The sequence below is a fragment of the Kitasatospora misakiensis genome, from assembly GCF_042656005.1.
GTDB classification, from domain to species: domain Bacteria; phylum Actinomycetota; class Actinomycetes; order Streptomycetales; family Streptomycetaceae; genus Kitasatospora; species Kitasatospora misakiensis.
Genome location: NZ_JBHSOF010000005.1, coordinates 113,210 through 135,833 on the forward strand (window position 1 = coordinate 113,210; position 22,624 = coordinate 135,833).

General features: G+C 74.3%; 15 protein-coding genes. 7 read left to right on the forward strand and 8 right to left on the reverse strand.

The features are described from left to right. Window positions 1-80 precede the first annotated feature (80 nt). From ACFP3U_RS06465 to ACFP3U_RS06480, 4 genes are all read left to right on the forward strand, one after another. Complete coding sequence (locus ACFP3U_RS06465) at window positions 81-719, forward strand: TetR/AcrR family transcriptional regulator (RefSeq protein ID WP_380224242.1); 639 nt, start codon at window positions 81-83, stop codon at window positions 717-719. 565 nt (window positions 720-1,284) lie between these two features. After that, complete coding sequence (locus tag ACFP3U_RS06470; RefSeq protein ID WP_380224243.1) at window positions 1,285-3,282, forward strand: protein kinase domain-containing protein; 1,998 nt, start codon at window positions 1,285-1,287, stop codon at window positions 3,280-3,282. Window positions 3,283-3,333: 51 nt separating this feature from the next. Further along, window positions 3,334-4,011 (forward strand): hypothetical protein, encoded by a 678-nt coding sequence (locus tag ACFP3U_RS06475; protein ID WP_380224244.1) that lies wholly within the window; start codon window positions 3,334-3,336, stop codon window positions 4,009-4,011. A 637-nt stretch (window positions 4,012-4,648) separates the two neighbouring features. Beyond that, a complete protein-coding gene (locus tag ACFP3U_RS06480; RefSeq protein ID WP_380224245.1) occupies window positions 4,649-5,704 on the forward strand; it encodes an NAD(P)-dependent alcohol dehydrogenase in 1,056 nt (351 codons plus the stop codon). Window positions 5,705-5,734: 30 nt separating this feature from the next. Here the strand turns inward: ACFP3U_RS06480 and ACFP3U_RS06485 are convergent, their stop codons facing one another. The 4 genes from ACFP3U_RS06485 to ACFP3U_RS06500 all read right to left on the reverse strand — a co-directional run bounded on the left by ACFP3U_RS06485 (window position 5,735) and on the right by ACFP3U_RS06500 (window position 13,834). Further along, complete coding sequence (locus tag ACFP3U_RS06485) at window positions 5,735-9,976, reverse strand: molybdopterin-dependent oxidoreductase (RefSeq protein ID WP_380224246.1); 4,242 nt, start codon at window positions 9,974-9,976, stop codon at window positions 5,735-5,737. 275 nt (window positions 9,977-10,251) lie between these two features. Beyond that, window positions 10,252-11,226, reverse strand: a complete 975-nt coding sequence (locus ACFP3U_RS06490) for a TolB-like translocation protein (protein ID WP_380224247.1) — start codon at window positions 11,224-11,226, stop codon at window positions 10,252-10,254. Continuing rightward, entirely contained in the window at window positions 11,223-12,476 is a 1,254-nt protein-coding gene (locus tag ACFP3U_RS06495) for an MFS transporter (protein WP_380224337.1), read from the reverse strand. Before ACFP3U_RS06495 ends, ACFP3U_RS06490 begins: the two co-directional genes overlap by 4 nt. A gap of 2 nt (window positions 12,477-12,478) precedes the next feature. Then, window positions 12,479-13,834, reverse strand: coding sequence for a discoidin domain-containing protein (locus tag ACFP3U_RS06500; RefSeq protein ID WP_380224248.1), 1,356 nt, complete (start codon window positions 13,832-13,834; stop codon window positions 12,479-12,481). A 371-nt stretch (window positions 13,835-14,205) separates the two neighbouring features. On the opposite strand from ACFP3U_RS06500, the gene ACFP3U_RS06505 reads away from it, so the two are divergent. Both ACFP3U_RS06505 and ACFP3U_RS06510 read left to right on the forward strand, forming a co-directional pair. Then, a complete protein-coding gene (locus ACFP3U_RS06505; RefSeq protein ID WP_380224249.1) occupies window positions 14,206-15,273 on the forward strand; it encodes an NAD-dependent epimerase/dehydratase family protein in 1,068 nt (355 codons plus the stop codon). A gap of 2 nt (window positions 15,274-15,275) precedes the next feature. Continuing rightward, a complete protein-coding gene (locus ACFP3U_RS06510) occupies window positions 15,276-16,175 on the forward strand; it encodes an aldo/keto reductase (protein ID WP_380224251.1) in 900 nt (299 codons plus the stop codon). Here ACFP3U_RS06510 and ACFP3U_RS06515 read toward each other — a convergent pair. From ACFP3U_RS06515 to ACFP3U_RS06525, 3 genes are all read right to left on the reverse strand, one after another. After that, the gene (locus tag ACFP3U_RS06515; RefSeq protein ID WP_380224252.1) at window positions 16,162-17,205 is read right to left on the reverse strand and encodes an LLM class flavin-dependent oxidoreductase; all 1,044 of its coding nucleotides are present in this window, start codon (window positions 17,203-17,205) and stop codon (window positions 16,162-16,164) included. The genes ACFP3U_RS06510 and ACFP3U_RS06515 overlap by 14 nt on opposite strands. A 98-nt stretch (window positions 17,206-17,303) precedes the next feature. Next, on the reverse strand, window positions 17,304-17,966 hold the full coding sequence (locus tag ACFP3U_RS06520) for a response regulator (protein WP_147977719.1): 663 nt from the start codon (window positions 17,964-17,966) through the stop codon (window positions 17,304-17,306). Continuing rightward, complete coding sequence (locus ACFP3U_RS06525) at window positions 17,941-19,113, reverse strand: sensor histidine kinase (RefSeq protein ID WP_380224253.1); 1,173 nt, start codon at window positions 19,111-19,113, stop codon at window positions 17,941-17,943. Before ACFP3U_RS06525 ends, ACFP3U_RS06520 begins: the two co-directional genes overlap by 26 nt. Before the next feature lie 175 nt (window positions 19,114-19,288). Here ACFP3U_RS06525 and ACFP3U_RS06530 point away from each other — a divergent pair, with 175 nt between their 5' ends. Then, a complete protein-coding gene (locus ACFP3U_RS06530) occupies window positions 19,289-21,517 on the forward strand; it encodes an MMPL family transporter (protein WP_380224254.1) in 2,229 nt (742 codons plus the stop codon). A 117-nt stretch (window positions 21,518-21,634) separates the two neighbouring features. Here the strand turns inward: ACFP3U_RS06530 and ACFP3U_RS06535 are convergent, their stop codons facing one another. Continuing rightward, a complete protein-coding gene (locus tag ACFP3U_RS06535) occupies window positions 21,635-22,561 on the reverse strand; it encodes a phosphotransferase family protein (protein WP_380224255.1) in 927 nt (308 codons plus the stop codon). Between the last annotated feature and the right edge of the window lie 63 nt (window positions 22,562-22,624).

Consider the following 22,624-nt stretch of genomic DNA (forward strand, 5'->3'; position numbering starts at 1 on the left):
ATGACCTTTCATTTTCACGATGAGCCCTCTATGGTTTTGATGTCAAGATGAGAGATCATTCACTTTGAGGGAGGCCGGCCATGCCGCGCATCACGCCCGAGCGGCGGGAAGCCAAGCGTGCGGAGATCGTGGCGGCGGCGCGCCGGTGTTTCGCGCGGGGCGGCTTCCACCAGACCTCGATGCCGGACATCGCCGCCGCCGCCGGTGTTTCCGCGGGCGCCCCCTACCGCTACTTCGCGAGCAAGGAGGAGATCATCCTGGCCATCGCCGCGGACGCCTTCCGGCTGATCTTCGAGCCGATGGAGCGGGTGGCCGTGGCCGCTGACGCCCCTTCCCTGGGCGACCTGGTCGCCGCCTCCCTTCAGACACTGAGCGCGGAGACCGTCACGGACACCGCAGGGCAGGTGGTTCCGGTCGAGGAACTGCTGCAGTGCGTCGTGCAGACCTGGTCGGAACTGCTGCGCAACGACGACCTGCACGCCCGCGCCCTGGAGGGCTTCGAAGGGGTCCGTCGCAGCATCGCCGACGCCCTGCGCCGCGGACAAGCGGCGGGCGCCGTCCAAACCGTGGAACCGGAGAGCGGCGCACGGGTATTGATCGGTCTGCTGCACGGATTCCTGCTCCAGCGGGTGGCCTTCGGCTTGACCGACACGACGGGATTCAACGACGCCGTCCGGGGGCTTCTCGACGCGGTCGAGCGACCGGTCAGCGCACGATGAGCCCATCCGCGTAGCCGCTACGCGCGTCCTCTGGTCGGCTTTCCGGTCGGTGGGGGCCGGGGGCGGTGCGTGGTCGCTGAGCTCAGCCGGTGTGAACGGGGCGCGGGTCGGGGAGGGCGCTTGCCGGCCAGAGGCTGTCGGGGAAGGCGGCGTCGTCGGAGTCGGTGTCGGTGTCGGGCATGAGGGTGGTGAGCATCTGCTGGGCGGTCCTCGCGTGTGGATGTCGAGAGTGCCGCCCTGCGGGCGGGAGTGAGAGTCGGTCTCATCCTCGAAGACCGGCGGTGGTTGTGCCCGGCGCGTGGGCGGGAGGAGCGCGCCGGGGCGTGGGGTGGCGGGGCGAACCACCCCTGAATGCGCCGGTTCGTTCCCGACCGCCCGGCGGCCGGATCGGGCGGCCTGCCTGGGGTGATGCCGACGGCCGTGCACGACCGGTCGGCGTCGGCGTTCGGACCGTACCCGAAGTGGGGAACCCGTCGTTCCGTGGCCGCGTCGACGGCTGCGAGACGACTCGCGGAGGGGGCCGGTGATGCGCGACAGGGAGCCGCGACAGCGGGATCAGCGGAGCATGCAGGACCGTCAGAGCGGGCCGGGCACACAGGACCAGGACGAGGGCGCGAGACAGGTCGGCGACGGCGCGTGGCAGCTCCCGGAGTACGACCACGAGCGGGAGTTGGGCGCGGGCGCCAGCGGCCGGGTGGTGCTCGCCCACCACCGCCCGACCGGCACACCGGTCGCGATCAAGTACCTGCACGACCCGGAGGACGGCGCCGACCTGCGACGGGAGGCAACCGTCCTGGCCCGGGTCGACTCGCCGTACGTCACCCGGCTCTACGAGTACGTCGAGATCGGTCCGCACGCGGCGATCGTCATGGAACTGGTCGACGGGATCTCGCTGCGCGCGCTCCTCCGGGCGGAGGGGGCGACCACCCCGGAGGCGGCGCTGGTGGTCCTCAAGGGCTCGCTGCTGGGACTGGCCGCCGCGCACGCGGTCGGGCTCGTCCACCGCGACTACAAGCCGGCCAACGTCCTCGTCGCGGCGGACGGCACCTCCAAACTCGTCGACTTCGGCATCGCCGTCCCCGGCGGCGACGACCGGGACATCGCCGGCACGCCCGCCTACCTGGCGCCCGAGCAGTGGTCGGGCGCGCCCGCCTCGCCCACCGCGGACGTCTACGCGGCCACCGTCACCTTCTTCGAGTGCCTGACCGGCACACGGCCGTTCGGCGGCGGGACGACGGCCGAACTCGCCGTCCACCACCTGACCTCGCCGGTGCCGGACGAGTTGGTCCCGGAGGCCGTCCGGCCGCTGGTCCGGGCCGGGCTGGCGAAGCGGCCGGAGGAACGGCCGCCCGGTGCGGCGGAGTTCGTCCGGCTGCTGGAGACGGCCGCCGCGGCCGGGTACGGCGAGGACTGGGAGGAACGCGGTCGCGCCGACCTCGCCGCCCTGATCGGCCTGCTCGCCGCGCTGCTGCCGTGGGGCGCGGCCGCCGTGCCCGGCAGGCCGACGGCGCTGGACCCGCAACTCGTGGCCGCCGAGGGCCACTTGCCGGGCCGGGGCACGCACCGCGCGGGCGAGGACGAGGTCACGGTGACGGCGACGAGGAACGCGCACCCGAACGTCGGTGCCTCCGCACGCCGGACGACGGGGAGGCCTACGCAGCCGCAGCGACCCCGACACCCCCGGCGGCGGCGCGCCGGGGCGGTGGCCGGGGCGGTGGCTGGCACCCTGACGGTGGCCGCGCTGGCCGGCGTCGCGCTCGCCGGGACGACCCAGCGCGAGGAGCGGACGGTGACGGGCAGTCCGATGGTGCGGGTCACCAGCACGCTGGAGGCCGCCGTCGGGGAGGCGACGACGCAGCCACCCACGCCCGCACCGACGGCCACGTCCGCCTCCCCCACCCGTCGGACCCCCACCACACCGCCGACACCCTCGGCCTCACCCTCCCCCTCGGCGAGCCGGTCCGCGCCACCGTCCACTCCCCCGTCCTCGTCGCCGTCCCGCCCACCCGCACCGTCCGCGTCCCGGCCGCCCGCCCCCTCGCCGTCGCGCCCGCTGCCGCCCGCCACCGGGACGCCGTCGGGCGGCGGCACCTCCAGCCCGTCCCCCTCCTCGCCACGACTCACGGACCCGCCCGGCACCAGCACCTCGCCGACCCCCGTCCCCAGCCCGCCCTCGCCCGTCCGCGAGCCGCTGCCGCCCACCGTGACCTCCCCGCCGCCGGCGCCCACCCGGGTGGACTCGCTGACCATCGACTCCATCAGCTGCCTGGACAGCAGCCGCTTCGGCATCCAGGCGAGGATCACCGTCGTGACCTCCGGGCCGCCCGGCGCCAGGCTGACCGTGTCCTGGCAGCACCACTCCGGTGCGATCAACCCACCGGTGACCGTGGCCACCGAGACGGTGCGCCTCGACACCGGCACCGTCACGCTCACCCGCTCATACAACTTCGGCAGCGACGAGTCGCTCCAGTGGGGCGTCCGGGTGGGCAGCGACCCCCGGCCGGGCAGCACGCCGACGGCCTACCGCGAGTTGCCCTCCATCGACTGCCGCCAGCCCGGCTGAGCCGTCCTCCGGCCGCTGCTCGCCGCCCCGCCACCCGTCCCGGAGTTCACCATGACCCTGCCCCCACCGGAGCACGGCTCCCGCGCCGACCGGACTTTCCGACTCACCCCCTCCGCGCCCACCAGGCCCTCGGCCGAGGAACCGGACTGCGCCACCGTCCTCGACCCGACCGCCTGGAACACCCCGATCGCCGACACCCCACCACCACCCCCAGCTCCACCGCCGACGCCGCCGACTCCCCAGCAGCACGAGGTGCGCCGCTTCGGCCCGGGCGTACCGCCGGCGGTCGCGGCGAAGTGGCACGGCACGCCGCCCCCACCGCCTCGGCGCCGGCGGCCCCTTCCGTGGCTGGTCCCCACCGCCGCCGCGGTCGTCCTGCTCGCCCTCCTGCCCGCCCGCTGCCGGGCCGAGCCGCCACTCGCACTGACCGGCATCGCCGTCACCGCCGAGCCGACCGACGGCCCGCCCTGCGACGGCACGGCCGTCATCACCGCGACGGTCACCACCGACGGCCACCCGGGCACCATCCACTACCGCTGGCTCCGCAACGACGGCACCGCCTCCGACGAACTGGTCCAGCCCGTCCGCACCGGCGAGTTCCGGGCCGACCTCGTCCTCAGCTGGTCCTTCGCCGGCCACGGCACCATGCACGCGACCACCACCGTCGAGATCCTCGCCCCCCGCACGCTGAGCGCCTCGACCTCCTTCGACTACACCTGCCGACGCTGAACCCCCGGCAGGTGCAGGCGCTACGGAAGCAGTGCCATCTCGTCAGTCCAACCAGTACTACCGGCAGCGGCCTGGTGCAGCCGGCCGCTCGCGCCTCTCAAGGTTGGGTGAATGCACCGTGGGTCGCCTCGCCTTGGCTCGGCTCACTGAACGCGGCACCGGCCGACAACGCGAGCATCGGCAGGATGTGCCGCGTGGAAAGCCGACGCGATGACCTCGGCAAGTCGGGTATCCAGATCCCGCACGGCCTCGCACTCGAACTGCTCGCCCGACCGAACGCGCCGCTACGTCTCGGAATCGATCCGGACGCGCCCGGAGGGCCGACACTGCAGGTCATCGACCCGTACGGCAACCGCCATCCGCACCGTAGCCGACCCCGGCGAGGGCGCACCGGCGGGCAAGCGCGCTACCGGTGCGCTACCGCGCGACCACCGAGCCGATGCGCCAGCAGCTCAGCGCCCTCGCCACCCACGAGGAGCCTGCGGCCTGACCGGTGCCACAAGGCCTCCGGGGCGTCCCCGGGGCCGCCCGAGTGGTTCGCTCCGGCCCGCTCCGCGACGATGGGGAGGGTGACGGCCGCCGCGGGCCGGGTCACGCCGCCGCGGTTCCCGGCCGACCGGGAAGGGATCGAACCGCCATGACCAGCACCACCACGACCACCGTGACCGCCTACGCCGCACCCGCCGCCAAGGCCCCGCTGGAGCGCACCACGATCGAACGCCGGGCCGTCCGCGAGCGCGACGTGCGGATCGCGATCGCGTACGTCGGCATCTGCCACTCCGACCTCCACCAGGTCAGCGCCGGCTGGGGTGCGGCGATCTTCCCGATGGTGCCGGGGCACGAGATCACCGGCGTCGTGCGCGAGGTCGGCTCCGCGGTGACCGGCTTCCGGGCCGGGGACCGGGTCGGCGTCGGCTGCATGGTCGACTCCTGCCGGGTGTGCGAGAACTGCCGGGCCGGTCTGGAGCAGTACTGCGCCGAGGGGCCGGTCTGGACGTACAACGCCGTCGGCAAGGACGGGCAGCCCACCTACGGCGGCTACGCGCAGGAGATCGTCGTCGACGAGAGCTTCGTCGTGCGTGTCCCGGACGCCCTGGGCCTGGACGTCGCCGCGCCGCTGCTGTGCGCGGGCATCACCACCTACTCGCCGCTGCGGCACTGGGGTGCCGGGCCTGGCCGGAGGGTCGCCATCGTCGGCCTGGGCGGGCTCGGCCACGTGGCCGTGCAGCTCGCCCACGCGCTCGGCGCCGAGGTCACCGTGCTCTCCCAGTCCCTACGCAAGCGGGACGACGGCCTGCGGCTGGGCGCCGACCACTACCGCGCCACCGCCGATCCGGCCACCTTCGAGGACCTCGCGGGCGCCTTCGACCTCGTCCTCAGCACCGTCTCGGCCCCGCTCGACTTCGCCGCCTACTTCGCGCTGCTGCGCACCGACGGCGCCATGGTCAACCTCGGTCTGCCCGAGGAGCCGGTGCAGATCGGGCTCCAGTCGCTGAACGGCCGCCGCCGCAGCATGAGCAGCTCGGGCATCGGCGGCATCGCGGAGACGCAGGAGATGCTGGACTTCTGCGCCGAGCACGGCGTGGCGGCCGAGATCGAGACGATCCGCGCGGAGCAGGTCAACGAGGCCTACGACCGGCTGCTGGCCGGCGACGTCCGCTACCGCTTCGTCATCGACACCGCCACCCTGTGACCCCGCCGCCGCAGCTCGGGGACCCGGGGCTCAGTAGACGTCCCGGACATAGCGCCTCTCGGCGGCCAGCTGCTTGATGTGGAGGGCGGCCTCCTCCTCGGTGAGGCCGCCGTGGGTGCGGGCGATCTCGTTCAGCACCCGGTCGACGTCCTTGGCCATCCGGGCGGCGTCGCCGCAGACGTAGAGGTGGGCGCCGTTCTGGAGCCAGTCCCAGAGCCGCAGGCCGTGCTCCCGCATCCGGTCCTGGACGTAGACCTTGTTCCGCTGGTCCCGGGAGAAGGCGAGGTCGAGGCGGTCGAGGTGGCCGGAGTCCTGGAAGGCGGCGAGCTCCTCGCGGTAGTAGAAGTCCGTCTCCCGGCGCTGCTCGCCGAAGAACAGCCAGTTCGGGCCGGTGTGGCCGCGGGCCCGGCGGTCCTCCAGGAAGCCGATGAACGGGGCGATGCCGGTGCCCGGGCCGACCATGATCATCGGCGCGGTGGGATCCGTCGGCGGCCGGAAGTGCGTGGTGGGCTGCACGAAGACGGGCACCGGGCCGTCGTCCGCGCGGTCGGCGAGGAAGGTGGAGCAGACGCCCTTGCGCATCCGCCCGGAGCCGTTGGGGTGGCGGACCACCGAGACGGTGAGCCGGACCTCGCCGGGGTGGGCCAGCGGGCTTGAGGAGATCGAGTACAGCCTGGGCTGGAGCCGCTTCAGCACGCCGGCCCACTCGGCCGCCGCGGCCCGCACGGGTATCGCGCCGACCACGTCCACGGCCTGCCGGCCCCAGGTCCACTTGGCCAGTTCGCCGGTGTTGTCCGGGCGCAGGAGCCGTTTGAGGTCGCGGTCGCCGGAGCGCTCGCCGACGAAGCGCAGCAGGTCCGGGGTGATCCTGGCGATCTCCAGGTGGCTGCGCAGCGCTTCGGCGAACGGGAGCTCTCCGGCGTCGCGGAGGGTGACGGGGGCGTCCGGGTCGAGGCCGGTGACCGCGAGCCACTCGGCCACCAGCTCGGGACAGTTCCGCGCCCGGACGCCGAGGGCGTCGCCCGTCCGGTAGTCGAGGTCGCCGTGTTCGCCGTGTTCGCCGCCTCGGGTGTCGAGGGCGAACTGTCGGACCTCCTTCGCGGATCCGGGCAGGCTGAGGAGCCGGTTGCCGATCAGCAGGGTGCCGAAGGGGGCGGCCTTGGAGTAGGTGGTCCGGCGGGCCGGAGCGGAAGGGGCGGACGGTACCGCCGGGGCGGCCGACGCGACCGGCGAGACCGGCCCGGCCAGCGCCGCCAGGACCTGCTCCAGCCACCGGTCGACCGCGTCGTCGTAGTCGGGCTCGCAGTCCGTGCGCGGGGCGAGCCGGGTCGCGCCGAGCTCCCCGAGCCGCTGGTCGAGGCGCCGGCCGTGGCCGCAGAAGTCCGCGTAGCTGGAGTCCCCGAGGGCGAGCACCGCGTAGCGGAGGCCGCCCGCGTCCGGCGGGCCGTCCGCGAGCATCCCCTCCCAGAAGGCGGATCCGTTGTCGGGGGCCTCGCCGTCGCCGAACGTGCTGGTGATCAGGAGCAGCGGCGTCCCGGCCGCCAGGGTGCCGGGGCCGACCTCGTCCATGCCGAGCAGCAGCGGCTGCCAGCCCTCGGCGGCCAGGCGCTCCGCGATCCCGGCGGCGACCTTCTCGGCGGTGCCCGTCTGGGACGCCCACAACACGGTCACCTCCCGGCCGGGCGGCGGGGCGGCCGGGCCGTCCGCCGTACCCGGCGCGGGCTCCGCGGCGCCGCCCGCGGCCTCGGCCTCGGCGTCGACCGGTGGGGCCGCGAGGTGGGAGTACGCCCCGGCCAGCACGCCGTTGATCCACTGTGCCCGCTCCGGGTCGACCGGCGCCTGCGCCGGGAGCACCGGCACCCCGGCCGGCCGGGCGGGCGCGGACGGCAGTCCGGCGAGGAAGCCCGCCAGGTAGATCCGCTCGGCGTCGCTCAGCAGGGGTGCCTCGATCCCGGCGACGCCGAACACCCCGGCCAGCGCGGCGATCTGCGACCCCGGCGCCGCCGGAAGCACCGGAACCACCGGAACCACCTCCGCAGGCTGCACCGCCACGACCGGCTCCGCGGCCTCCCGGAGACCGGGCGCCGCGACCGGGCGCAGCGCGACCGCGCAGACCTTCAGCTCCGGCTGGAAGGAGATCGGGTCCACCGCGTCGCTGGTGACCGCGTTGATGCTGAGGTACTCGCCGAACAGGTCGTTCCAGTGGAACGGCGCGAAGCAGTCCCCCGGCCGCACCCGGTCGGTGACCACCACCGGCAGCACCGCCCGCCCGCGCCGGGACGCCACCTCCAGGTGGTCTCCCTTGTCGACACCGAGCGCCGCCGCGTCCTGAGGGTGGATCTCCACGAACGGGCCCGGGTTGAGCCGGTTGAGCGCGGCGACCCGGCCGGTCTTGGTGAGCGTGTGCCACTGGTGCTGGAGGCGACCGGTGTTGAGGACGAACGGGTAGTCGTCGTCCGGCAGTTCGGCGGCCGGGAGGTGCGGCCGGGCGTAGAAGGCGGCCCGTCCGGACGCGGTCGGGAAGGCCAGTCGCGGCCGGCTGCCGTCCGGCCGCTCCAGCAGGGCCTGGCTGACGCCGTCGTTGAGGTAGCGGATCGGGTTGCGGTCCGGTCCGTCGGGGTCGGCGGCCGGCCACTGCACGGGGGTGTCCCGCAGGCGTGCGTAGGTCACGCCCCGCAGGTCCCAGCCGGTCTTCGGGTTCCACGCCCGCTTGAGCTCCTCGAAGACCTCCTCGGCGCTCGCGTAGCTGAAGCCCTCGGCGAAGCCCATCGCGCAGGCCACCCGGGCGATGATCTGCCAGTCCGGCAGCGCCTGGCCGACCGGGTCGGCGGCCGGTCGGGCCAGGGTGAGGCCGCGCTCCGAGTTGACCAGCACGCCCTCCGCCTCGGCCCACAGGGCGGCGGGCAGCACCACGTCGGCGTACGCGTTGGTCTCGGTGTCGGCGAACACGTCCTGGGTGATGACGAGCTCGGCGGCCTCCAGGCCGGCGATGACGGTCTTCCGGTTGGCCACCGAGGCGACCGGGTTGGTGCAGATGATCCAGCAGGCCTTGATCTCGCCCTCCGCCATCCGCGAGAACATCTCGACGGTGCCCCGGCCGACGTCGGTGCGCAGCGTGTCGGCGGGCAGGCCCCACAGCTCCTCCGTGAAGGCCCGCTCGGCCGGGTCCAGCACCGATCGCTGCCCGGGCAGGCCCGGCCCCATGTAGCCCATCTCCCGGCCGCCCATCGCGTTCGGCTGCCCGGTGAGGGAGAACGGGCCGCTGCCGGGGCGGCAGATCGCGCCGGTGGCCAGGTGCAGGTTGACCAGGGCGTTGGTGTTCCAGGTGCCGTGGGTGGACTGGTTGAGCCCCATCGTCCAGCAGCTCATCCACTCCCCCGCCGCGCCGATCAGCCGGGCGGCGGCGCGGATGGACTCCTCGGCGAGCCCGGTGATCCGGGAGACCTCGGCGGGCGGGTAGTCCGCCAGGAAGCCGGGCATCTGCTCCCAGCCGTCGGTGAACTCCTCGATGAAGGCCGGGTCGGTGTCCCCGTTCTCGACCAGCAGGTGCAGCAGTCCGTTGAGCAGGGCGAGGTCGGTGCCGGGCCGGATCTGCAGGAAGAGGTCGGCCTTGTCGGCGGTCGCGCTGCGCCGCGGGTCGACGACGATCAGTTTGGCGCCGGCCCTGACCCGGTCCATCATCCGCAGGAACAGGATCGGGTGGCAGTCGGCCATGTTGGAGCCGATCACCAGGAAAACGTCGGCGTGGTCGAAGTCCGCGTACGAGCCGGGCGGCCCGTCGGCGCCCAGCGACAGCTTGTAGCCGCTGCCCGCGCTCGCCATGCACAGCCGGGAGTTGGACTCGATCTGGTTGGTGCGGACGAAGCCCTTGGCGAGCTTGTTCGCCAGGTACTGGGCCTCCAGGGTCATCTGGCCCGAGACGTAGAACGCCAGGGCGTCCGGCCCGTGCTCGTCGAGGATCGCCCGCAGCCGGTGCGCGGTGGCGGAGATCGCCGCGTCCACGGGCACGGGTACGGCCTCGGCCCCCCGCTCGACCCGGACCAGCGCGGTGTCCAGCCGCCCGGGGGCCGCGAGCATGTCGGCGGTGGTCGCGCCCTTGGTGCAGAGCCGCCCGCCGTTGGCGGGGTGGTTCCGGTCACCGGACGCCTTGAGCACCGTCCGGCGGCCCGTCTCCCCGTCCACCGTGACGTCGAGCAGCATGCCGCAGCCGACGCCGCAGTACGAGCAGACGGTCCGCACGCTCTGGACGGGGTTCGGGCCCGGTACCGTCACTACGGCTCCCTCTCAGGTAGCAGTCGCCGGCCCCGGCCCCTGCCGACCCGTGCCGTCCGACGGTGGGCGGTCCCACCACCGGAACCGTAGGAAGTCGGCATTAACGCGAGATCACGAACCCGAACGCCGGACGTAAACCCCCTCGCACGGCCGGTGCCGCACCCCTGTGAGCCCGGGGCCCACCCTGTCCGACCCGCACGGTCCCACGGCGGACGGCCGGTTGCCAAGACGTCGCCGTCCACGCCCGGCCCCGCGCGCCGGGAGGGGCCCGGGGGTCAGTGCGGCGGGGCCGGGACGGTGACCGGGGAGGAGGCGCCGGGGAGCAGGAGGCGGGGGGTGCCGGTGCCGTCGGCGGGGGTGGACCAGACGTCGGTGGCCTTGCCTCCGTGGGCCGGGAGGGCGTAGGCGAGGGTGGCGTCGTCGAGCCAGGCGGCCTGGTCGTCGACGCTGCTGGTCTCGGCCAGGGGGTGCTCCCGGAGGTCGGCCAGGTCGAGGACGAAGAGGCGCCAGGGGGCGGCGGGGTCGGCGGAGACCTTCTTCTTGAAGGCGATCCGGGTGCCGTCCGGGGAGAGCGAGGGGCATTCGACGTTCTCCCGCAGGGTGCGGGCCGACCAGGCCTTGAGGTCGCCCTCGACGAGGTGGGTGCGGCCGCCGGTGGAGACGGTGGCGTAGAAGCGGTTGTCGTCGGCGGCGAAGTTGACGCCCCAGTAGTTGACGTCGGCGGCGTGGTAGCGGCTGTCGCCGATCGTCAGCGGGATCTCCTCGACGGACTTGATCAGGTAGTCGGTGCGCAGGTCGAGGATCGAGGTCCGGGTGGAGAACCGGCCGGCGGCGTAGGAGTCCCCGACGGCGAAGGTGGTCCAGGAGAGCACCTGGCCGGAGGGCGACACCCGCGCCCGGTTGGGGATGCCGGGGACGGTCACCGACCGGAGTTCGGCGAACCGCCGGTCGTAGACCACCGCCTGGGTGCGGGCCGGGGTGCCCGGCAGGGCGCGCAGGCACAGGGCCCGCTCCCCCGCCGCGTAGAACCGCGCGCAGGACGGCCCGTCCGGCGTGCCGCCCGGGCTGCGGGCGACCCGGCCGGTGGCGGTGTCGCGGTAGTAGAGGCCGGGCTCGTTGAGGGTGAACGAGGCTTCCGCCGCGACGAGTTGCGGCGCGCCGCCGCGTTGCCGGGCGTGCAGCAGATAGCCGAAGGAGCCGCCCAGGAGGACGAGGACGGCGAGGATCAGGAGGGTCGGGCGCGACTTCATCGGGCCTTCCTTGCGGGCAGGATCCGCCAGGCGGCGGTGAGTGCGGCGGCCAGGGCGAGGGCGGCCGCCGCCAGGGCCGGGCGCGGCCCCCACCACGTCCAGGCCGCGCCGAAGCCGGCCGCGCCGACCAGGCGGGCCAGGGCCTGGCCGGTCTGGAGGACGGCGAGCCCGCTCGCCCGGCCGTCGGCGGGCAGGGCGGGGGCGGCCAGGGCCATCAGCACGCCGTCGGTGGCGGCGTAGAAGACGCCGAGGAGGACCAGGACGAGCGCGGCGGTCGGCGGGCCCGCCGGGGCGAGCAGGGTGAGGTAGGCGGCGAGCAGTGCGCCGTGTCCGAAGAGGAGCGGGGTCCGGCGTCCGATGCGGTCGGCGAGCCGACCGGCCGGGACGGCGAGCAGCAGGTAGCAGGCCGCCGCACCGAGCGGCAGCAGGGGGAAGAGCGAGGGCGACAGGTCGAGGCCGCGTTGGAGCAGGAGGTAGAGGAAGGAGTCCCCGACGGTCGCGGCGCCGAGCAGGGCGGCGGCCACGACCACCCGCCGGAAGGCGGGGTCGGCGAGCATCCGGCGGGTGGTGCGGGCCGGTCGTGGTGCGGCGGTCCCTCTCGGGGCGGTGGCCGGCGATGCCAGGTCGGCCGGGACGAAGAGGCGCAGCACCACCACGCCCAGCAGGCCGACCGCGAAGCTCACCACGAAGACCGCGTCGTAGGCGTCCGCCGTCGCCCACAGCACCACGAACGCGACCAGCGGGCCGAGCAGCGCCCCGGTGGTGTCCATCGCCCGGTGCACGCCGAAGGCCCGGCCGAGCGCCTCCGGCGGTGCGCTGAGCGTGATCATCGCGTCCCGGGGCGCGGTGCGCACGCCCTTGCCGAGCCGGTCGGCGGCCAGGGCGGCGGCGATCCCGCCGGCCGCCCCGCCGGCCATCAGCAGGCCGAGCCGGGAGAGGGCCGAGAGCAGGTAGCCCGCCCCGGCGACGGTCCGGTGGCGACCGCCGCCGCGGTCGGCGAGCCGGCCGCCGAGGAGCCGGACCAGCGCCGTGGCGCCGTTGAACAGTCCGTCGAGGAAGCCGAACTGGAGGGGTGACAGGCCGAGGCCCAGCACCAGGTAGAGCGGCAGCACGGCGGTGACCATCTCCGAGGAGACGTCGGTGACCAGGCTGACCGTGCCGAGCGCGAGGACCGTGCCGGGGACGCGCCGCCCCACCCCCGCGGGGCGGGGCGGCGCGTCCGAACGGCGGCCCGTGGTGGCCAGGTACATCATCAGTGGCAGCTGTAGGTCGGGCTGGTGTCCTTGGCCTTGCCGTCCGTGCCGAGGTAGCTCCAGCCGTAGCCGGAGTCGGTGAAGTCCAGCTTCAGCACGCCGTAGTCGCCGCTGATCCGCTTCTGGCTGTTCGGCTGGACCTGCTCGATCGGGTAGGGCTCGGCGCCGCCCATGCCGCCGACGATCTCGACGATGCCGTCCGCGGTGGCCCTGCCGTCCGGGTCCTGCGGGGCGAACCGCTCGTAGTGGTGGTCGTGCCCGTTGAGCACCAGGTCGGCCCGGGCGTCGTAGAGGATCCGCCACACCGGCCGGGAGACGGGGTCGTTGCCGTGCCCGCCGGAGGAGTACAGCGGGTGGTGCCAGTAGGCGGCGACGCACTTCCTGGCGTTCGCCGCGAGGTCGGCCTTCAGCCAGTCGATCTGGGCGCTCTGGTCGAAGGCGTTGGAGTCGAGGGCGACGAAGTGCCAGTTGCCCTCGTCGAAGCTGTACCAGCTCTTGCCCTGCGGGTAGGCGACGCTGCCGAAGTACGCCTTGTACCCGGCGAGCGGGCCGGCCGGGTCGTAGGTCTCGTGGTTGCCGGGGACGGGGTGGGTCTTCGCCTTGAACGCGCCCCAGCTCTTGTCGTAGTAGGCGCGGAAGTCCGCGAGCCGGGCGTCGTCGTACTGGTTGTCACCCATCGTCAGGTAGAACCTCGGGTCGATCCGCTGGGCGAGCGCGGCGGTCCTGGGGTGCGCGCAGGCGCTGTCCGAGGCGGTGCACTGGGCGGCGATGTCGCCCGCCGCGACCACGGTGAACGCCCCGCCCGGCGTGGTCCCGGTCGGGGACGGCGCGGTGGGCGACGGCGTCGCGTCCGCGGTCCCGTAGACCTCCATCTCGAACAGCGAGTACCCGTAGGAGGTGCCGCGCGCCGTCCCGTACATCCGGACGTACCGGCCCTTGCCGGTCAGCCCGGTCCACTCGTCCGTGCCGCCGTTGCCGGCCTTCTCCTCGGCGACCGTCGTCCAGGTCGCCCCGTCCGCCGACACCTCCAGCCGGTACGCCTTCGCGTACGCGGCCTCCCAGGCGAGCTTGATCCGGGAGACGGTGGCGTTCGCTCCGAGGTCGACCCGCAGCCACTGCGGGTCCTTCCCCTCCGTGCTCGCCCACCGTGTGCCGGTGTTCCCGTCGAACGCCTTGCCCGCCGCGTACGACGAGCCCTCCGTGGACGAGGCCGTCGCGGCCCTGCCCCGCGAGAGCAGCGGATCGGCCGCCGCTCCCGCCCGCCCGGACCAGCCGAGCAGCAGTCCGCCGACCAGCACGAGCACGGCGGCGAACACTCCGATGTGAACAGGCCTTACTGAGACTTCGGGACGCATCCCTGGACTCCCTGACCTCGGTTGACGGCGAGAGCTGGACTCCTGTGAAGCTCGTGCACGAACCCCACCGGCGGAGCGGCGGCCCGCACCACCGCGGCGGCCGGGTCAGAGCTCTCGCTGAGCGCGTCACGCCCCGGCGGTGCGGGCGCCGCGCCAAGCCGCCGTCGGGGAGCCTAGTGAAAAGTAAAGTTTCCTGACAATAGTGCGGGCGCACCGAACTCCCGCGCGAATCCGGACCGCACGCCGCTCGGGCGTGCCGCCGGCGCGGGGGACGGATCCATGGGACGACCGTCCGGTCACCAGTTCAGCTGATGACGTGTTCAGCAGATCGGTAGTTCTGCTGATGACCGTTCGGCAGCAGAGTGGTGGCCATGAGCAACGCCGTACAACGAGAAGCCGCCCCGGACACCGCGTGGGACAACACCTGGACCAACCCACCGCGCAGCGTGTGCGTGATCGGTGGGACCAGGTACTTCGGCCGCCACCTGGTCACCCTGCCGCTCGACGCAGGGATCCGGGTCACCCTGGTCAACCGCGGCTCCGCCCCGCCGCCGCCCGGTGTGGAGCACGTCCGGGCCGACCGCGACGACGAGGGCGCGCTGGCCGCCGCCCTCGGCGACCGCACCTTCGACGCGGTGATCGACCAGGTGCTGTACACGCCCGCCCAGGCCGCGGTGGCCCGCCGGGTCTTCGCCGGCCGCGCCGACCGGTATGTGATGACCTCGACCATCGAGGTCTACAACCCCGCGACCTCGCCGCTCGTCCGCACCACGCCCGGGGTGCCGGTGCCCGAGCAGGCCGTCGACCCGGCGCACTGGCCGGTGGACCTCACGCTGCCGTGGCACGACCCGGCGGCGATCACCCGGCACTTCGGCGAGGCGACCGCCTACGCCGAGGGCAAGCGCCAGGCCGAGGCCGTGCTCGCCGCCGGTGACCCGCCGTTCGCCTGGGCTAGCGTGCGCAGCGCCCATGTGCTCGGCGGCGGGGCACGGGACTTCACCGGCCGGCTCGCCCACTACGCCGAGCGGGTCGCCGCCGGACGGCCGGTCGCCGTGCACGAGGACCCGCGGCCGAGCTCCTTCGTCCACCACCGGGAGATCGCCGCCGCCCTGTTCGCGGTCGCCGCCTCGCCGGCCGTCGGCGCGGTCAACGCCGCCTCGGCCGAGCTGCTCGACGCGGTCGGCCTGTGCGAACTGATCGCCGACGGACTCGGCACCACCGCCCGCTATCGGCGGGCCGAGGGCGTGGAGCACTCGCCGTACTCCTTCGACCGCTGGTACGCGATGGACACCCGGCGCGCCGAGTCGCTCGGCCTCGTCTTCTCGCCCCTGCGCGACTGGCTGCCCGCCGCCGCGGCCGAGGCCGTCGAGGCCGTCCAGGCGGCGGGCGGGCCCGAGGACGCCACCGGGACGCCCGCGACCGACGGAGAGGCGGCCTGAGCATGCGACAGCGCACCCTCGGAGAGCGGAGCATCGGCGCGATCGGGCTCGGCGCGATGCCCCTCTCGGTGGAGGGACGCCCGGACCCCGAGGCCGCCCTCACCACCCTGCACGCCGCGCTCGACGCGGGTGTCACCCTGCTCGACACCGCCGACTCCTACCACTGGCACGCCGACGAGGTCGGCCACAACGAGCGCCTGATCGCCCGGGCGCTGGCCGCCCGGCCGGCCGGCGACCGGGAGGCGGTGCTGGTCGCCACCAAGGGCGGCCGTGGCCGCCCCGGGGACGGCTCGTGGACGGTCGACGGCCGGCCCGAGCACCTCCGACGGGCCTGCGAGGGCTCGCTCCGCCGCCTGGGCGTGGACACGATCGACCTCTACCAGCTGCACAAGCCCGACCCCCGGGTGCCGTGGGCGGACTCGGTGGGGGTGCTGCGCGAGCTGCTGGACGCCGGGAAGATCCGGGCGGCGGGCCTCTCCAACGTCGACGAGCGGCAGATCCTGACGGCGCGGGAGATCCTCGGTCCGGGGCTGGTCTCGGTGCAGAACCACTTCTCCCCGGCCGACCGCACCGCCCTGCCGCAACTGCGGCTCGCCGAACGGCTGGGCCTGGCCTTCCTGCCCTGGAGCCCGCTCGGCGGCCTCGCCCGCAGCGTGCTGGACGATCCGGCGGGCGGCGTCCCGGCGCACACCGCCTTCCACCGGATCGCCGCAGAGCGCGGCGTCTCGCCCCAGCGGGTCGGCCTGGCCTGGCTGCTCGCGCTCTCCCCCGCCGTCGTCCCGATCCCCGGCGCCCGCCGCCCCGCCAGCATCCAGGACAGCGCGGCGGCGGCCGAGCTCGTCCTCGACGCCGCCGAACTCGCCTCCCTGAACGGGCCGTTCGCGGCCCTCACGAACGGGTGATGCCGGCGGCCTCCGCGAGCAGGCGGTAGGAGGTGAGCAGCTCCGCCCGGTCGTAGGTGCTGGTGGTCAACAGGAACTCGTCGGCGCCGGTGCGCTCCACCAGCGCCGCGAGTTCTCCGACGGCCTGCCCGGGGGTGCCCGCGATGTGGCCGGTCAGGGCCTGCTCGAAGGCGGTGCGCTCGCGCGCGGTCATCGACCGGGCGAGGACCTCCTCGGCGGGTTCGAGCGGGGAGAACTCGCCGCGGGTCCGGCTGTGGGCGCTCGACCAGGCCTCCGGGACGAGCAGTGCGCGGGCCCGCTCCTCGGTCGCGGCGACGGCGACCGTCCCGGACACCACGACGTAGGGCCGCTCGGCACGGGCCGAGGGGCGGAAGCGCTCCCGGTAGCGGTCGATCGCCGCCCGCATGGCCTCCTCCCCGCGCACCGCCGCGATCACCAGGGGCAGGCCGGCGTCGGCGGCCACCTCCGCGCCCGCGCCGGTGGCCAGCACGAACGCGGGGACGTCCAGGCCCTCGGACGGACGGGCGTGCACACCGCCGGGGCCGCGCGCGGCGGGGTCGAACCAGGAGAGGAGTTCGGCGAGCTGCTCGGGGAACCGGTCGGCGTCGTCCTTCTCCCGCCCCAGGGCCCGCCGCACCCCGTCGGTGAAGCCCACCGACCGGCCGAGGCCCATGTCGATCCGGCCCGGGAAGAGGGCGGCGAGCACACCGAACTGCTCGGCCACGACCAGGGGCTGATGGTTGGGGAGCATCACCCCGCCGGTACCGACCCTGATCCGCGACGTCGCCGCGGCCACCGCCGCCGCCAGCACCGTCGGCGCCGAACCGGCCACACCCGGCACGCCGTGGTGCTCGGAGACCCAGAACCGGTGGAAGCCGAGCCGCTCGACCTCCACCGCGAACGCCACGGTGTCGCGCAGCGCCTGCGCGGGCTCCTCCCCACGGCGCGTCCGGGAACGGTCCAGCACGGAGAGGCGAAGGGCGGGCGAGGCGGTCACCTCCCTGCCAACAGCCACCCGCGCCACCGGCATTCCCCCTGGAACGCCGGTCCGGGGCACCGGGGAAATCCGCTTGCCGATCCTCATCCCCGGGCTTCACGGGACTCATGGGACATGGCCCGGCACCCGGCTCAGGTTCCGGGGAGGATACGGCGCGTTTCGTAGGCCCACATCGCGATCTCGACCCGGTTGCGGGCGCCGAGTTTGGCCATCAGGCTGGCCAGATGCGTCTTCACCGTGCTGAGGCTGATGTGCAGTGCATCGGCGATCTCGGTGTTGGTCAGCCCGCGAGCGACGGCGAGGAGCACCTGCTCCTCGCGGGCGGTGACGGGTGAGACCGGCTGGGCCGCGGGCCGGCCGGCGGGCAGGTCCGCGAATGCCTGGAGCAGACGGACGGTGACGCTGGGCGCGATGAGCGCCTCCCCGTCGGACGCCGACCGTACGGCCTGGGCCAGCAGGTCCGGTCCCGTGTCCTTGAGGAGGAATCCGCGGGCGCCGGCACGCAGCGAGCCGTAGACGTACTCGTCGAGGTCGAACGTGGTGATGACGACCACGGCCAGCGGGTCGGCGACGCCCGGGCCGGCGACCAGCCGGGTGGCCTCAAGCCCGTCGAGTACGGGCATGCGGATGTCGAACAGGCAGACGTCGGGGCGCAGTTCGCGGGCCAGCCGTACCGCTTCCCGTCCGTCGGCGGCCTCGCCGACCACCTCGATGCCGGGCTGGGCGTTCAGCATGATCCGCAGCCCGGTGCGGATGATCGTCTGGTCGTCAGCGACGAGGACGCGTATGGACACCGCGCTCGCTCCTCGCTCTCGGCAGCTCGGCTTCGACCTGCCACCCCCGGTCGGTGCCCGGGCCGGCTCGTAGGGTGCCGCCGATCAGGGTCGCGCGCTCGCGCAGTCCGGTGAGTCCGTATCCGTCGCGACCCCGGCCGGTGCGCCGGCCGTTGTCCCGCACGCTCACCCGTACCGTGTGCCGTTCCGCGGCGACCCGGACGACGACCTCGGTCGCGTCGACCGCGTGGCGCAGCGCGTTGGTCACCGACTCCTGCACGATCCGGTAGACGGCGGCGTCCACGGCCGGGGGCAGCGTGTCCAGCTCGCCGTCGAGCCCCAGGTCGACCCTGACGCGACCGCCGGGGGTGCGCACCAGGCGCTCCAGATCCGCGACGCCGGCAGGGGGCGCCAGCTCGGCGCCGACCCCGCGGTCGCGCAGCGCGGCGACCATGGCGCGCATTTCCTCCAGTGTGCGCGCCCCTTCCTCCTCGATCCCCTCCAGCACCTCGACCGCGGCGGACGGATCGGTGCCCGCGAGCACCCGGCCCGCCTGGGCGATGATCACCATGGCCGACACGTGGTGGGCCACCGTGTCGTGCAGTTCCCGGGCGAGCTGCTCGCGCTCGCGGGAGCGCACCTGCTCCAACTGCCGCTCGCGAGCGGTCACCCGGAACCGCACCGCAGCCCCGAGCACGCCGGGCAGCAGCCCGAAGACGAAGCCCACGACCTTTTCGACGACCGGGGTGTCGTCCGCGACGACACACAGCGCGAACGCCACGACGATCATCGCGCCGCCCAGCACGTTCTCCCGTCCCGATCCCCACCGGGGCAGCGCGTACACCAGCACGAGGACGACCGCGCCGGTGTACAGGCCGACGGGCTCGCGCGGTGCGGCGACGAGCGAGGCCACCTGAAGCAGGCTCACCGAGCCGAACGCCAGCGTGACCACCGCCAGCGGGCGGGTCCGGCGCCACAGGGGCAGCAGGCAGAGCCAGACGGCGAACACCACCGCCACCGGACGCCACACGACGTTCTCGCGCAGAGCGGCTTCCAGCGCCACACCGGCAAGGCCCGCGGCGGGCAGCGCCCAGTCCCGCCGCAGCCGGGCGGGCGCGTCGGGCGGCCGGGGTTCGGTCCACAGGGTTCGCAGGTCGTCTCGGAGCACGGTTCTCAGCTTAGGGACCGCGGCGTGCCGCGCATCGGCCGAAAGGACGGGTCGTCACTCCGCCCCGGGGCCGACGGATCCGCGGCCCGCGGGCCGATGGCGCGGAGCGCCCTGGCGACGAACCTCGGCATCGGCGGCCGTACAAGGACGGCCGCCGAGGTGGTTGGAGGAACCGATGCTCTCGAAAGCCCTGTTGCGCCTGGGCGCAAGCGCCGCCCGCCATCCCTGGCGGGTGATCGCGGCATGGCTGGTCGCCGCCACGCTCGCCGTCCTCGCCGCCGTCGCCTTCGGCGGGCGGAACGCGGATTCGATGACCGCTCCGGGACTGGACTCCCAACGGGCCGCGCACCTGATCGAGCGGGCCGGCACCGGCCAGGAGGGGATGACCGCCCAAGTGGTCGTCACCCCCCTCGACGGCGCTGCGACGTTCTTCGACCACGACGGCGCGCGCACCGCTCTCACCCGGCTGCAGACCGAGGTGCGGCGGCTGCCGCACGTGCTCGGCACGAGCGACCCGGCGGGGGCACTCGACGCGGGCGGGGACACCGCCGTGCGCGGCGGCCTCGTCTCGGCCGACGGGCGGATCGCGGTCGTCCGGGTGCAGTACCCCGACCAGAGCCGGCTGTCGGCCGAAGACCTCGACGCCCTCGTCGATCTCGGCGACCGGCTGCGCGCCGAACTGCCCCTGCGCATCGAGATGGGCGGGAGCCTCTTCTACGCCTTCTCCGACCCCGACGGCGGCGCGAGCGAGTTGATCGGCCTGCTCGCCGCGGCCGCGATCCTGTTCCTGGCGTTCGGTTCGCTCGTCGCCGCCGCGCTGCCGATCGGCATGGCGGTCTTCGGACTGACCGTCGGGGTCGCCACGATGACCGTACTGGCGAGGGTGACGGACGTCCCCACCTTCGCACCGGTGCTGGGCAGCATGGTCGGGCTCGGAGTCGGCATCGACTACGCGCTGTTCGTGCTCGCCAGGCACCGGGAGTACCTCGCGCGCGGGCTCGATCCCCGCGAGGCGGCGGGGCGAGCGGTGGCCACGGCGGGGAGGCCCGTGGTCTTCGCCGGCGGCACCGTCGTCGTATCGATCCTCGGCCTGGCGGTCGCGAACGTGCCGTTCATGACGGTGGGCGGGCTCGCCGTCTCGATCGTCGTCCTGACCATGGTGCTCGCGTCGGTGACGCTGCTGCCGGCCTTCCTCGGCGCCGCCGGCCCACGCCTGGCCCGGCCCGGCCGGATCGGCCGGGCTCTGCGGACCAGGAGGCCGGGCCGACTCGCACGGCGGCGGGACCCGGCGGCGGACGCCGCCCACGCCGCCGGGTGGCGTCGCTGGATCGGGCACGTCAGCCGGCACCCGGTGCCGTACGCGGTCGGCGCGGCGGGGCTGCTGCTGACCGCGACGCTGCCCGTGCTCGGCCTGCGCGTCGGGCTGCCCGACGACGGCTCACTGCCCCCCAGCCGTACCGAGCGCCGGGCCTACGACCTCGTCACCGAGGGGTTCGGCCCGGGCACCAACGGTCCCCTCGTCATCGCCGCGGACCCCGCCGGTGATCCGGGAGTGCTGGACCGACTCGTCGGGGCGGTCGCGGCGGATCCGGGCATCGCATCCGTCGCGCCGACGCACGTCGACCGGGCCACCGGCATCGCGACCCTCGTGGTGTTCCCGACCACCAGCCCCCAGGACAAGGCCACGGCCGACACCATCGCCCGGCTGCGCACCGACGTGCTGCCCACGGCGATCGGGCACGGCCCGGCCAGGGCCCACGTGGGCGGCGCCGCCGCGAGCCTGTCCGATGTGGGCCAGCGCACCAGCCAACGCCTGCCGGTGCTCGTCGCCGCCGTGCTGGCGATGTCGTTCCTGCTGCTGATGCTGGTCTTCCGCTCGGTACTCGTACCGCTCAAGGCGGTACTGCTGAACCTGCTGAGCATCGGCGCGGCCTACGGCATCATGGTCGCGGTCTTCCAGTGGGGCTGGGGAGGCGCACTCATCGGGCTGGAAGCGACGGTTCCGATCGTGTCGTTCATCCCGATGTTCCTCTTCGCCATCCTGTTCGGCCTGTCGATGGACTACGAGGTGTTCCTCCTCTCCCGGGTACGCGAGGAGTACCTGCGCACCGGCGACAACGGCACGGCGATCGTCGAGGGCGTCTCGGGCACCGCCCGGATCATCACCTCGGCCGCCCTCATCATGGTGGCGGTCTTCCTGTCCTTCGCCGTCACCGAGGACCCCTCCACCAAGATGTTCGGGCTCGGCCTGGCCACCGCGATCTTCATCGACGCCACGGTCGTACGCATGGTGCTGGTACCGGCGACCATGACGCTCCTCGGCCGGACCAACTGGTGGCTGCCGAAGTGGCTGGACCGGATGCTTCCCCGCGGCCCGGTCGGCACCGAACGACACCGACGCTGAATCCACGGGTCGGCCTTCGAGACGCCCCGGGTCGCCGGGCTCCGTCGCGTCTGCGGCGGTTGGGCATCTGGTCGGCCGGCTCCGAACATGGTGTCCGGCCCGCCGCCGCCGACCCGGTCAGCCGAGGCCGAACCAGTGCTCGGCGAGCGCCTCCAGGGTGTTGGCCCCCGGGGGTGGCGGGACCTCGCGCAGGTAGCGGGGGAGGTGGCTGTAGACGTGCAGCAGTGTCCAGGCCATCGCCGTGCGCGGGTCGACGGCGCTCCCGTACCCGGCCGCGAACCGTGCCATCAGGCCCGGTTCGGCGCGGGTGACGAAGATGCCGACGCCGACGAAGTCGTACGCCCGGTCGCCGATCATCGCGGGCTCGAAGTCGAAGAGCCCGGAGAGTCGCCCGGTGGTTCCGTCGACCAGCAGGTGCTGGCGCATGAACTCGGTGTGCAGCAGGACGCGTTCGGGCTCGCGCGGCAGGTCGGCGGCGTCCAGGAAGCCGGGGATCCGCTCCAGCCAGACGTCCGGGAGTCCGCGCTCGCGCTGGCGGGCGAGGGCTCCGGCGCGCTGACGGTCGGTGAAGGCGCCCCAGTCGCCGGGGCCGAGCGCGTCGGCGAGCGGGCGCGGGTCCAGCGCGTGCAGGGCGGCCAGCGCCTCCCCCGCCCCGGCGGCGATCCGCTCCCGCCGGGCGGGGGAGGACCCGGCCCAGGCCTGGGTGAGCTCCGTGCCGCGCAGGCGGGACATCAGGACGTAGCGCCAGCCGTTCTCGTACTCGCCGGCGTCGCGCAGCTCGGGCGTCGGCACCGGCAGCCGGCCGCCGAGGTGGTCGAGCACCCGGGCCTCGGTGACGCCGTCCTGGGCGGCGGCCTTGGGGTAGAGCTTGAGCACGTGCGCGCCGCCGACCGCGTACACCGGCTGGGTGCCCTCGGAGAACCGCTCCAAGGGGAGGCCGTCCAGCCCCAGCCGGGCGCAGAGGTCCTCGACACCGGGGCGCATGACCGCCTCGTCCGGGACGACCGCGTCCCATTCCTCGTCCGTCTCGACCAGCGGCAACATACCGGGGACGCTAGGCGGCGGACGGCGCCGCGGCAACGGAATTACCGGCCCGCGACCGGACAG